11 protein-coding genes are annotated in these 12,801 nt (G+C 57.9%); 7 read left to right on the forward strand and 4 right to left on the reverse strand.

Going from position 1 to position 12,801, the window contains the following annotated elements; genetic code table 11:
- Nucleotides 1-15 precede the first annotated feature (15 nt).
- The gene (locus NHF56_RS12755; RefSeq protein WP_252805105.1) at nt 16-888 is read left to right on the forward strand and encodes a LysR family transcriptional regulator; all 873 of its coding nucleotides are present in this window, start codon (nt 16-18) and stop codon (nt 886-888) included.
- A 17-nt stretch (nt 889-905) separates the two neighbouring features.
- On the opposite strand, the gene NHF56_RS20895 is transcribed toward NHF56_RS12755, so the two are convergent.
- Entirely contained in the window at nt 906-1,040 is a 135-nt protein-coding gene (locus tag NHF56_RS20895) for a hypothetical protein (protein WP_256995415.1), read from the reverse strand.
- Between the two features lie 160 nt (nt 1,041-1,200).
- Nucleotides 1,201-2,382, reverse strand: a complete 1,182-nt coding sequence (locus tag NHF56_RS12760) for an NAD(P)/FAD-dependent oxidoreductase (RefSeq protein ID WP_373456300.1) — start codon at nt 2,380-2,382, stop codon at nt 1,201-1,203.
- A 65-nt stretch (nt 2,383-2,447) separates the two neighbouring features.
- Here NHF56_RS12760 and NHF56_RS12765 point away from each other — a divergent pair, with 65 nt between their 5' ends.
- The 6 genes from NHF56_RS12765 (at nt 2,448) to NHF56_RS12790 (ending at nt 10,127) form a co-directional block, all read left to right on the forward strand.
- The gene (locus tag NHF56_RS12765) at nt 2,448-3,884 is read left to right on the forward strand and encodes a glutamine synthetase family protein (protein ID WP_252805107.1); all 1,437 of its coding nucleotides are present in this window, start codon (nt 2,448-2,450) and stop codon (nt 3,882-3,884) included.
- Between the two features lie 18 nt (nt 3,885-3,902).
- Complete coding sequence (locus NHF56_RS12770; RefSeq protein ID WP_252805109.1) at nt 3,903-5,189, forward strand: FAD-binding oxidoreductase; 1,287 nt, start codon at nt 3,903-3,905, stop codon at nt 5,187-5,189.
- A gap of 108 nt (nt 5,190-5,297) precedes the next feature.
- The gene (zwf, locus tag NHF56_RS12775; protein ID WP_252805112.1) at nt 5,298-6,773 is read left to right on the forward strand and encodes a glucose-6-phosphate dehydrogenase; all 1,476 of its coding nucleotides are present in this window, start codon (nt 5,298-5,300) and stop codon (nt 6,771-6,773) included.
- A gap of 4 nt (nt 6,774-6,777) precedes the next feature.
- A complete protein-coding gene (gene pgl / locus NHF56_RS12780) occupies nt 6,778-7,476 on the forward strand; it encodes a 6-phosphogluconolactonase (RefSeq protein WP_252805114.1) in 699 nt (232 codons plus the stop codon).
- 74 nt (nt 7,477-7,550) lie between these two features.
- The gene (gene edd / locus NHF56_RS12785; protein ID WP_252805116.1) at nt 7,551-9,368 is read left to right on the forward strand and encodes a phosphogluconate dehydratase; all 1,818 of its coding nucleotides are present in this window, start codon (nt 7,551-7,553) and stop codon (nt 9,366-9,368) included.
- 207 nt (nt 9,369-9,575) lie between these two features.
- Entirely contained in the window at nt 9,576-10,127 is a 552-nt protein-coding gene (locus tag NHF56_RS12790) for a GNAT family N-acetyltransferase (RefSeq protein WP_252805118.1), read from the forward strand.
- A gap of 21 nt (nt 10,128-10,148) precedes the next feature.
- Here the strand turns inward: NHF56_RS12790 and folD are convergent, their stop codons facing one another.
- Both folD and NHF56_RS12800 read right to left on the reverse strand, forming a co-directional pair.
- Complete coding sequence (gene folD / locus NHF56_RS12795; RefSeq protein WP_252805120.1) at nt 10,149-11,048, reverse strand: bifunctional methylenetetrahydrofolate dehydrogenase/methenyltetrahydrofolate cyclohydrolase FolD; 900 nt, start codon at nt 11,046-11,048, stop codon at nt 10,149-10,151.
- Between the two features lie 136 nt (nt 11,049-11,184).
- Nucleotides 11,185-12,756 carry a hypothetical protein gene (locus NHF56_RS12800; RefSeq protein ID WP_252805122.1) on the reverse strand — a complete coding sequence of 524 codons (1,572 nt, stop codon included), beginning with the start codon at nt 12,754-12,756 and terminating at the stop codon, nt 11,185-11,187.
- Nucleotides 12,757-12,801: the final 45 nt, after the last annotated feature.

The raw sequence follows: 12,801 nt of genomic DNA on the forward strand, positions 1-12,801 counted from the left end.
CATAGTCTTTCAATTATGAAAGAGTTGCCCTGGGACCTTTACCAACATTTCCTTGCCGTTGCCCGGCATGGTGGGCTCAGCGGCGCTGCGGGTGAATTGGGCGTCAGTTCAGCCACAATGGGACGCAAGATCCTGGAGCTGGAACAACGGACCGGCGAAACCTTCTTTCATCGCGCTCAGACCGGTTACAGACTGACAGCCGCTGGCAAGATATTGCATGCAACGCTTCAGGAAATGGAAAGTGCCGTGCGCAAGGTTTGCATCCTCCATGCTGAAACCACCGCACTTGCGCGGGTTCGCATCATGGCTGGTACTTGGAACACAGCGTTCATGACCGACAATATCGGCGCGATCTGCACCGAGAACGATCCATTTTTGATCGATTTCAACACGACAGAGGAACGCGCACGGGTTGCGCACCGGGAGAGCGACATCGGCATTCGCGCATTCAAGCCTGATGAACCCAACCTGGCGGCGCGGAAGCTGCCTGACGCGGCTTATGGAATCTATCGGTCCCGCAACGCTCGCGTCCCTGACAATCGCTGGATTGCCATATCAGAGGAGAATGCAATTTCGACCTATCTGCGGTGGCCGCACGAAAATCGAAAGCGTGAAATCGCCTTCACGGTGAACCGCGCTGCATCCTTGCGCGACCTGATCGTTTCAGGCGCGGGGCTGGGCGTTTTGCCTTGCATTTGTGGTGAACGCGAACCCGGACTTGAGCGTGTGGGGTTTGTCGAAGGATTTGTGCATGAGCAATGGCTGGTCATGCATCAGGATGATCGTCACAGACCTGAAATCCGCACAGTGATCAATCGCATTGTCAGGCTGTTCAAATCACATGCCGATATCATGACCGGGCGCAGCGGATCGGCTTCAGCGAAATAAACCCAAGCTTACCTCAATCAGAGCAGAAACAGTGCCGCAATACAGGAGATCGTGAACGCATAGGCAACGAGGGTAGCCTGCGTTTCCTTGTTATGTGCGGCCTCGTCCATCCGCACTGCGATCGCAACTGCTTTTGCCTTGACCTTAGCCATTCTTCTGTCCTCAGTGGCCTATTATATTCAATATCGCTGATGCTCTCGCTTGCCGGTAAACAATGTCTTAATTTCGTCTCGTTAAGAGACCGGAGTTTGGGCATTTGGGAAACAAATCCTTTATTTTCGATGCGCTGCAACATTTTTGTCACGCAAGGGTTCACGCCGCCTGCCCTGCTGCAACACCGGAGGCCCAGGCCCACTGGAAATTATAGCCGCCCAGCCAGCCGGTCACGTCCACGCATTCGCCGATGAAATAAAGCCCGGGAACGGCTTTCGCCTGCATGGTCCTGGAATCGAGTGCGGCTGTGTCGATACCGCCGAGCGTCACTTCTGCGGTTCTGTAGCCCTCAGTGCCGGCCGGTTTGATCCGCCAGGCCGAGAGGTTTTCAGAAAGCTTATTGAGCGCCTTGTCGGGAAGGTCGGCCAGATTGCCACTAAGGCCCGACTTGTTCGCCAGATATTGTGCCAGCCGCTTCGGCAGATATTGCGCAAGAAGCGTGGCGATGGCTTGTTTTCCGTTTTCGGCTTTTGCGGCCTTCAAAAGGGCCATCCAATCCATGTCCGGCAAAAGGCGAATGGTGATTTCATCCCCTTCCCGCCAGACAGCAGAAATCTGCAGGACAGCGGGGCCGCTCAAGCCCCGATGCGTGAAGAGAAGCGCTTCGCGGAAACGCGTTTTGCGGCAGGTTATCTCGGCCTCCACCGAAACACCTGAAAGTTCTGAGAGTTCGGCAAGCAAATTTGGTTCCAGCGTGAAGGGCACCAGAGCGGGCCGAGTTTCGATGAGAGGAAGTCCAAATTGCTCGGCGATCTTGTAGGCGAAACCGGTTGCGCCCATTTTCGGGATCGATTTGCCGCCGGTGGCGATGATGAGCGATTGGGTGGTAAGAGCGCCTTCGGAGGTGCGAAGCGCAAAGCCTGTCTCAGACTTGGAAACCTCGACAATCTCGACACCGGTCATCAGTCTTGCATCGACCGCGCGCATTTCCTTCAGCAGCATGTCGATGATTTCGGTCGCGCGCCCGTCGCAGAAGAGCTGTCCAAGCGTCTTTTCATGCCAGGCAATGCCATGCCTGTCGACGAGGGCTATAAAATCGGCGGGCTTGTAGCGTGCAAGTGCCGACTTGGCGAAATGCGGATTGGCGGAATAGTAGTTCGCAGCCGTGGCATGGATATTGGTGAAGTTGCAGCGGCCACCGCCGGAAATGCGGATTTTTTCGCCCGGCGTTTTAGCATGGTCGAGCACGAGCACGCTGCGGCCACGCTTGCCTGCTTCGATGGCAGCCATCATGCCTGCTGCGCCTGCACCAATAACAACAATATCCGGATTCTGCTTCACCTTGACCCTCGCCAAATCGATTTCTGTGTTTATGATACGGCAACGTCAATAAAAACCGGTGCTTTATGTCCGCGACCAAAAAAACCTCCAAATCGTCCAGCCAATCAGCAAAACAGGCCGCCATTGCCGCGGCGGCCAAGTCGCCAAGAGGTGTCAAGACATGGGAGGAGGCCGCAGCCTGGCTACGGTCACGCGGTATCGAGGATATAGAGTGCATCACGCCGGACCTTGCCGGCATTCCGCGCGGCAAGATGATGCCGACATCAAAATTCACCTCCAATACATCGCTGGCTCTGCCTTCGGCGCTCTACCGGCATACAATTTCAGGCGAGTACCCTGCAGAAACCGCAGACTTCCGCTATGACGCCCGTGACAATGACATCAAGCTGGAGCCCGATCTTTCCACCTTAAGTGTTGTGCCTTGGGAAAACGATCCGACAGCGCAGGTGATCTGTGATATTACCGGCTCCAATGGCGAAGACGTGTCCTACACGCCGCGCGCGGTGCTCAAGCGTGTTCTCTCGCTTTACGAAGAACGCGGCTGGAAGCCAATGGTGGCGCCAGAAATCGAATTCTATCTCGTGGGCAAGAGCGACGACCCGGACAATCCTCTGCATCCGCCGGCTGGCCGATCCGGCCGTCCGATCGTTGCGGGTCAGGCCTATTCGATTGCAGGCATCAACGAGTTCGACGAACTGATTGACGACATCTATCATTTCTCCGAAGCGCAGGGCCTGGAAATCGATACGCTGATCCACGAAGAGGGACCGGCCCAGCTTGAAATCAACCTGCGCCATGGCGATCCGATTGCCTTGGCCGACCAGGTGTTCATGTTCAAGCGCACGATCCGCGAGGCGGCATTGAGCCACAATATTCATGCAACCTTCATGGCGAAACCCATGCAAGGGCAGGCCGGCTCTGCCATGCACATTCACCAGTCGATCGTCGATATCAAGACGGGCGAGAATATCTTCTCCAAACCGGACGGTGAAGCTTCACCCGCATTTTTCCACTTCATAGGCGGCATGCAATATTTCATTCCGCGCACGCTGGTGATGATGGCACCTTATGTGAACTCCTACCGCCGCATGGCACCGGATATGGCGTGTCCGGTGAATACCGCCTGGGGATACGACAACCGCACGACTGCCTTCCGTATTCCGGTTTCCGACGCGAAGGGCCGACGCGTGGAGAACCGTTTGCCCGGCTCCGATGCCAATCCCTATCTGGCGCTCGCAGCCTCCCTTGCGTGCGGCTATCTCGGCATTGTTCACCAGATGACGCCGACCGACCCCACCGCCGACACGGCCAATGAAGGTGATATCGAATTGCCGCGCGGGCTGCTTGAAGCTGTGTCGCTTCTCGAAGGTGAGCCCGCACTTCACGAGGTCTTTGGCACCGAGTTCATCAATCTCTATGCGGGCGTGAAACGCGGCGAATTCGAAACGTTCATGCAGGTGATCAGCCCATGGGAGCGCGAATTCCTGCTTTTGAACGTATAAGAACGACCGGATTTTATCATGACCTATCAAAGCCCCATTTCTCCGGGCATTTCCTGGTATGAAGCCTCTGTTGCCGAGCGGCCTGAATATCCCACCATGGATGGCGCGCGCCAATGCGATGTCGCCGTCATTGGTGGCGGTTTTACCGGCCTGCAGGCCGCCTATAACCTTGCCAAAGGCGGTGTCGATGTTACGCTGATCGAGGCACACAGGTTCGGCGACGGAGCATCGGGCCGCAATGGCGGGCAGCTTGGAACCGGCCAGCGATGGTTTCCAGAGGAAATGGAAGGGACACTTGGCGTCGCCCGCTCACGCGCGCTCTTCGACCTTGCCGAAAACGCCAAAAACTACCTGATGGAGTTTGCCACCACCAACGGCATCGATATGGATTACATGCCGGGACAAATGAATGTCTCGCATAAGAAAGCCTATGAGGCAGAGTACCGCGAGAGCGTGGAAGCCTCTGCGTCACGCTACGATTATCACCACTTTGCCTTCATGGAACGCGAAGAGACGCAGGAGCGCGTTGGCTCGACGCTCTATCACTTCGGCATTCGCGATACCGGAACCGGTCATATCCACCCCATGAAACTGATTGTGGGGCTGGCCAAGGCAGCAGCAGAGGCCGGCGCGCATATCTGTGAAAACACACCGGCGCGCAAGATCGAGCGCAAGGCAGACGGATTTGTTATCGGCACTGCAACGGGCGAGATCAGCGCCAAGCGCGTGCTGATTGCCTGCAATGCCTATATCGAGGGGCTGGAGCCCGTGACCGCCGCTCATGTCATGCCGATCCGCTCTTTTATCGGTGCGACCGAGCCACTCGACAATTTTCCCGCCGTCATTCCAGGCGGCGAGGCGGTGGCGGACTCGCGTTTCGTGGTGCGCTATTTCCGCAAAACCCGCGATAACCGGCTGCTCTTCGGCGGGCGCGAAGCCTATACGGCGGACCATCCGAGCGACATGTCGGTGCACATTCGTCGGCAGATTACGGAAATCTATCCGCAGCTTTCAAAGATCAATATCACCCATGCCTGGGGCGGCTCGGTGGGCATCACACTAAACCGTCAGCCATTTGCCCGTGAGGTCCAGCCCGGTCTGACGAGCATCGGCGGTTATTCGGGTCACGGTGTTATGCTGGCCAATTACTGCGGCAAACTCTATGCCGATGCCGTGCTTGGAACGTCCAGCGAATTGGATTTGATCAAGTCTCTGAAAATCAAATCGTTTCCCGGTGGCGCGCGTTTTCGCAAGCCTCTGCTGCTCTTGGCGCTTTCATGGTATGCGCTGCTCGATAAGCTCTGAAGCACCTGCAAAAGTGAAATTTCCGCGACAATTTCGCGCCGGGGGTAGCTTTTTTAAATCGATTAGATTATGTAGAAATCTCCCAAGACTGACAGAAAGGGCGCTTTCATGAGCAGCCAGATTATTCCTGTTGAGCCGTTTGACTACGTCGTTTTTGGCGGCACCGGCGACCTTGCAGAACGCAAGCTTTTGCCTGCTTTGTACCATCGCCAGCGCGCCGGGCAATTTACCGAGCCAAGCCGTATCATTGGCGCTTCCCGCTCGCCGATGACCGATGCGGCCTATCGCAAATTTGCAACGGAAGCCCTGAAACAATTCCTGTCGCCGAACGACTTCGACAAGGCGGAAGTGGAAAAGTTCTGCGCGCGCCTGCACTATGTTGCCGTCGATGCCACATCTGAAAAGGGATGGGACAAGCTGAGCAGCCTTCTGGAGGAAGGCAAGGACCGCGTTCGCGCCTTTTATCTCGCTGTCTCACCTTCCATATTCGGGCAGATTTCGGAGCATATACGCGATCACAAGCTGATTACGGATCAGACACGTATTGTCGTCGAAAAGCCGATCGGGCGCGATCTTGAATCCGCGCGTTCACTCAATGACACGATCGGCAAGGTCTTCAAGGAAGAGCAGATTTTCCGTATCGACCATTATCTCGGCAAGGAAACGGTGCAGAACCTGATGGCGCTGCGCTTTGCCAATGCGCTTTATGAGCCACTGTGGAATTTTGCCCATATCGACCATGTGCAGATCACGGTTGCCGAATCCGTCGGGCTGGAGAGCCGTGCAGGCTATTATGACAAGGCCGGCGCCATGCGCGATATGGTGCAGAACCATATCCTGCAGCTTCTCTGCCTTGTTGCCATGGAGCCGCCGACCTCGATGGACCCGGAAGCGGTACGCGACGAAAAGCTGAAAGTGCTGCGCGGGCTGAAGCCGATCAACGAGAACAATGTCGAGAAACTGACCGTGCGCGGGCAATACAAGGCCGGTGCATCGAGCAACGGGCCTGTGAAGGGCTATCTGGAAGAGCTCGAAGGCGGCGAATCCAACACCGAAACCTTTGTCGCGGTGAAGGCGGAAATCGGCAGCTGGCGCTGGGCTGGTGTTCCCTTCTATATCCGTACGGGCAAGCGGCTTTCCACCCGCATGTCGGAAATTGTTGTGAGCTTCAAGCCGATCCCGCATTCGATCTTTGACGAGACTGCGGGCCGCATTTCGGCCAATCAGCTGGTGATCCGCCTGCAACCCGACGAAGGCGTGAAGCAATGGCTGATGATCAAGGACCCGGGTCCCGGCGGCATGCGCCTGAAGCATGTTTCGCTGGACATGACCTTCGAGCACTCCTTCGAGGCCCGTCACCCCGATGCTTACGAGCGTCTCTTGCTCGACGTGATCCGCAACAACCAGACGCTCTTCATGCGCCGCGACGAGGTGGAGGCTGCATGGCACTGGGTGGACCCGATCCTGAAGGCCTGGGAAGAAACCGGACAGTCCGCACAGAGCTATACCGCAGGCACATGGGGACCAAGCCAGGCGATCGCGCTGATCGAACGTGATGGCCGCACATGGCATGAGGGAGATTGAGGCGATGACATTCACACGCAACGCGTTCGACAATGGTGCGGCACTGGCTGAAGCCCTGGCAGACCGCGTTGCCGACACTCTGTCAGCGGCTATTGCCGCGCGTGGTTCGGCAAGCCTTGCCGTTTCGGGCGGCTCGACGCCAAAAGCCTTTTTCAACGCGCTCTCGGGTCACGGCATCGATTGGTCCAAAGTGGCCATCACGCTGGTCGATGAGCGCTTTGTGCCGGCGGACAATCCGCGCTCCAACCACCTTTTGGTGAAAGAGAATCTCTTGAAGGGGCCTGCCGCCAAGGCCAACTTCATTCCGCTTTATCGTGACGCTTCTGATGCGGAAGCGGCGGCTGCAATTTCCACGAAGGCAACGGCCAACATCTGTTCACCATTCGATGTTGCGATTCTCGGCATGGGCAATGATGGACACACGGCCTCGTTTTTCCCTGATGGCGACAATCTGGCCGATGCCATCGACTCTGCCCGCGCACGTGGTATCCTGACCATGGAAGCGGCGGGTGCCGGCGAAAAGCGGCTGACCTTCTCATTTTCGGCGCTCAGCGATGCCCGTCTTCTCGTGCTTCACATCGAGGGCGCGGAAAAAGCGGCAACGCTTGAAAAGGCGCTTCAGGACGGGCCCGAAGAGGATATGCCCATTCGCGCTGTTTTGCGGCGGGCGGAAAGTCCCGTTGAAATCTACTGGGCCCCTTGAGGCTCCTCCGGTGGGCCCTGCCCGCTGCAGACTATCGCTTTTGACCATTCACGACGAACAAGGCAGGCAGAATCATGTCCGCGAATAAGACGATTTCAGACATCACGGCACGCATTGTCGAACGCTCCAAGGCGACGCGTGAAGATTATCTTGGGCGGGTTCATGACGCCGCCGCCAAAGGCGTGCACCGCTCAGTCCTCTCCTGCGGCAACCTTGCGCATGGATTTGCGGTCTGTTCCCCCGCAGACAAGCAGGCCTTGTCTGGCGAAGCGGTCCCAAACCTTGGCATCATTACCGCCTATAATGACATGCTGTCTGCGCATCAGCCGTTCGAGACATTCCCCGCGCTGATCCGCGAAGCTGCCCGCGAAGCCGGTGGCGTCGCACAGGTGGCCGGCGGGGTTCCTGCCATGTGCGATGGGGTGACGCAGGGCCAGCCCGGCATGGAGCTTTCACTCTTTTCGCGCGATCTCATTGCCATGGCCGCCGGTGTCGGCCTCTCGCATAACATGTTCGATTCCGTGGTCTATCTCGGCGTGTGCGACAAGATCGTTCCGGGCCTTGCGATTGCCGCCCTCACCTTCGGCCATCTGCCTGCTGTCTTTGTGCCCGCGGGGCCAATGACAAGCGGTCTGCCGAATGACGAAAAATCGCGTATCCGCCAGCTTTACGCGGAAGGCAAGGTTGGCCGTGAAGAGCTGCTGGAAGCCGAATCCAAGTCGTATCACGGGCCCGGCACCTGCACGTTTTACGGCACAGCCAATTCCAACCAGATGCTGATGGAAGTCATGGGCTTTCATATGCCGGGTTCCTCCTTCGTCAATCCGGGCACACCGCTGCGCGATGCGCTCACCAAGGAAGCGGCCAAACGCGCGCTTGCCATTACCGCGCTCGGCAATGAATTCACACCCGCTGGCGAAATGATCGACGAACGCTCCATCGTCAACGGCGTGGTCGGTCTGCATGCAACGGGCGGCTCCACGAACCACACGATGCATCTCTTGGCGATTGCGCGGGCGGCCGGTATTCTCCTCACCTGGGAGGATATTTCCGATCTTTCCAACGCAATCCCGCTTCTGGCGCGCGTTTATCCCAATGGTCTTGCTGATGTGAACCACTTCCACGCCGCCGGCGGCATCGGCTTCCTGATCAAGGAACTGTTGAAGGAAGGCATGCTGCATGATGACGTGCGCACTGTCTTTGGCCAGGGCCTGCAGGCCTACACAATCGACGCGAAACTGGGCGAGAATGGCACGATAACCCGCGAGCCGGCACCCGAGATCAGCGGCGATGCCAAGGTGATCGCCAGCATCGAAACCCCCTTCCAGTCCAATGGCGGCCTGAAAATGCTGAGCGGCAATCTCGGCAAGGCGGTGATCAAGATTTCAGCCGTCAAACCGGAGCGGCACGTCATCGAAGCGCCCGCCATCGTCTTCAACGATCAGGCCGAATTGCAGCAGGCCTTCAAGGACGGCAAGCTCAATCAGGATTTTGTCGCGGTTGTTCGCTTCCAGGGTCCGAAGGCAAACGGCATGCCTGAGCTGCACAAGCTCACGCCGCCGCTCGGGGTTTTGCAGGATCGCGGCTTCAAGGTCGCTCTCTTGACCGATGGGCGCATGTCCGGCGCTTCGGGCAAGGTCCCGGCTGCCATACATCTGACGCCGGAGGCCGCAGATGGCGGGCCGATTGCCAAAATCCGCGATGGCGACATGATCCGCATCGACGCCGTAAACGGGGCAATCGAGGTGCTGGTCAATCCCGCCGAGCTTGCAGCGCGCGAAGCGGCCAAGGCTGATCTGTCACACAACGAATTTGGCATGGGCCGCGAACTTTTCGCTCGCTTCCGCCAAAATGCAGGCCCGGCCGACCGCGGCGCGAGCGTGTTTTATTGAGACGCATCAAAATCGACTTGTGCGATAACAATTCGCCCGCCGTTTCGCATTCAAAATCTGTGTTCAAGCAATCCGTTTGAACACAGATTTGCCATCTCAGACACCGACAAACTCAGCTTCGATTCGTTACCTGTGACAGGGCGCTTCAACGCCCTTCGCAACCCGGTGTAACGGAATTTAACGAGGCATATCAGCAGACCTGGCCCCATGCGCGCGGCTCGGCCAGGTTTTCTGAGCGTGAACAAGAGCGGCAATTTCAGCGTGAATGCGAATGAACTGGTTGAGGCGGGTGTCGATGATATTCCTGCAGTCATGGAGATCGAGCGTGGTGAGGGTTATGCCCGCCTTGTCGGCAAGAATAGTGCGGATGAACACCGTGCGCTGATGGGCAGCGATGGGGTGTCGTATCTACTCTTGAAGGATGAAGACGGAGCTGCTCAGGGTTTTGCGCTGCTGACCGGGCTCGGTTCACCCGATGGAATTGTGCTGCTTCAACGCATCGCCCTGCGCATGCCGGGTCAAGGCAACGGGCAAGTGTTTCTCAGCGCCCTCGTGGACCGTGTTTTTGCGGATCCGGCGCATTTTCGCTTCTGGCTGGATGTGCTGGAGCACAATGACCGCGCAAGACGCGCCTGCCGTGCGGCGGGTTTTGTTGAGGAAGGCATCTTGCGCGAAAGCCGTGTTCTCCAAAACGGCCAGCGTGCCAATCTGGTCGTCATGTCCATTCTCAGAGGCGACTGGCTGACAGCTTTCATGTAGACCAGCCAGCACCTCCAGACATCAGAACTTCGGCGGTTTTGTACCTAACTGGCGGCAGGCGGCGGTGACGGTGTTGGCCATCAGCATGGCAATCGTCATCGGGCCGACACCACCGGGAACCGGCGTGATGACGGAGGCAACCTTTTCGCACTCGTCATAGGCCACATCACCCACGAGGCGGGTTTTGCCCTCGCCACGCTCGGGCGCATCAATTCGGTTGATCCCGACGTCGATGACAGTCGCACCCGGTTTGACCCAATCGGCCTTGACCATTTGGGGACGACCGACGGCGGCCACCAGAATATCCGCATTGCGGCAGATTGCGGGGAGATCCTTGGTGCGGGAATGTGCAGTTGTTACCGTCGCATTGTGCGCGAGAAGCAGGGCCGACATAGGCTTGCCGAAGAGATTGGACCGACCAATCACCACGGCATTCAGGCCGGAGAGGTCGTTGCCATGCGTCTGGCGAACGAAGATCATGGCGCCGGCCGGCGTGCAGGACAGGAGCCCGCCATCAAGATCGCCGGTTGCAAGCTTTCCGGCGTTCACGACGCTCAAACCGTCAACATCCTTTTCAGGCAGAATCGCCTGAATGACGGCGTCGGAATCGAGATGCTTCGGCAGCGGAAGCTGCACGAGGATGCCGTGCACAGAGGTGTCGGCATTGAGTTTATCAACCAGCGCCATCAGTTCTTCCTGCGTCGTTTCTGCAGGCAATGTGTGCTGTTCGGAGTTGAAACCGCATTCCTTGGCCATCCGGCCCTTGGCGGCGACATAGGTTTGCGATGCGGGGTCTTCGCCGACAAGAACGACCGTCAAGCCGGGCTTCACGCCCTTTTCCTGCTCAAGCGCCTTTGAGGCCTCCTTTACGGTGTCGATGACCGATGCCGCCACTGCTTTACCGTCAATTCTTGTCGCCATTGCGTTCCTACCCCGATCAATCCTCTGACGCCCGCAATATCAAACGAGCTTTGCCGCGGTACTTATCGGAAAACGTCACGCAATTGCAAGATATCGGCGTTGGAGCGTTTGCCGCAGATATGCGGGAGACAGCAGGTCAGGCGCGTCTGTTGCGCGTCTCGGATAGAACGCGCACTTTTGATCGTATACGGCGCATTTCGGCGAGTGCCTCTTCAATCGAAGGCTGGCTTTCGGCTTCGGCTACCTCTTCAGCACGCTTGCGAAGCGCGGCAAGGCGCATGGCAAGTGCGCGCACTTCCGGCGAAAAGGTCTGGACTTCCTCGTCATTGGCCGCGCATCGCGCTTCGTAACGCCAGTCATTTTCAAAGCGGCGAGTGGTGAGCACGTCGACTGTGTCATCGACGGCCATGTCAAAGTTCATCGCGTTCACCGCCACCGGCGGCTCTGCTTTGAAATGATCGCGGAATTGGTTTTCAACAGGCATATGGCGGCGTGTTCGAGCGAAGACGAGCAAGGCCGAGACAAAACCAAGGGCGAGGCCACCTAGGATGATCAGATCGGTTCGAACATACGGCGTTTCGATGCGCGTCGCCGGCGAGATCATTCTAAAGCGCGCGGGCGGCACAGGTGCCAAAGAGCGGTCAAACGCCTCGAGATTTGCCTGTGCTGCGTCAACTGCTGCCTGCAGGTCCGCTCTGCGGGCGTCGTACTCTGCTTTCTGGCTTGCCTGTTGCGAGGAGCTCTTCTCAGCCTGCATCTGTTCTGCTGCGGCAGATTGGGTTTCGGCGCGGGCCGTTTTCACGATTCGCGCAATTTCATCGGTGATGCGGCGCTCGGCGGCTGCCAGATAGGTTTTGGCTGCAACGAATTGAGGATGCAGCGGCCCCAGCTTGTCGGAGAGCACCTCCACATCGGCCTTTGCCTGCATATACTGATCCACAAGCGCCGTCAGCGTGGGCGTCATCACCTCCTGGGAGACTTTGCCGGTGAGCACTGCGTTGAGGCTCAGTTTGGAGGCCGCCAGCGCGCGCTCGTGTGCGGCTTCTGCCGTCTCTCTCAATTGCGCCGGATCACTGTCTTCCAGGCGTAGCGCTTCGGGCAGCGCTCCGGGAGCTTCTTCGTCAAATGCTGCAAGCGCCGCCTTCGCTTCGTCCAGCGTTTGCTCCAGCGCATGGCGTGCACCATCCGCTCCGGGCTCTGCTTGTTTGGCGGTCGTCAGAACATCGGCAAAATAGTTGACCGTCTCCTGCGCCGCGGCGGGGTCTTGCAGTGATGTTGCGATGTCAATCACCGGCGAGGCGTGCTCCAGGGTCACGCTGATGAGGTCGGTGCGATCATCCCCGAATTTTGTCTTTGCAGAGGCGCGCGTTGCATCGGCGGTCAGCAGCGTTCGCGCATAGGATATCACCTCTTCCATGCTCGCCGACACTGAACCTTCGAGTTCTTCCGGCTGGGGCATGACGGCAAGTATGCGCGCCTGATAAGAGATCTCGTTGGGAAGCGCGAGGGTCAACACACCAGCGGCAGCGGCGAAAAAGGCAAACACGCCGGAGGCCAGGAGGAAACGGCGGAAACCCCCATTCCCGCGTGGTGCAGTGAAACGCCCGGAACGATGGAAATCCGGCGTCTGGTCGTTTGCGACGGAAAATCTTTGCTCCCATTCGTGAGGCAACTGCTGCGTGGCGAATGATTGTGCTTTTTCGAACATGTATCCCAGACCAGTTTTGCAACGGCGAAATGGTTTCGCCACCGT

Source organism: Rhizobium sp. L1K21 (assembly GCF_024055895.1).
GTDB lineage: Bacteria > Pseudomonadota > Alphaproteobacteria > Rhizobiales > Rhizobiaceae > Ensifer_A.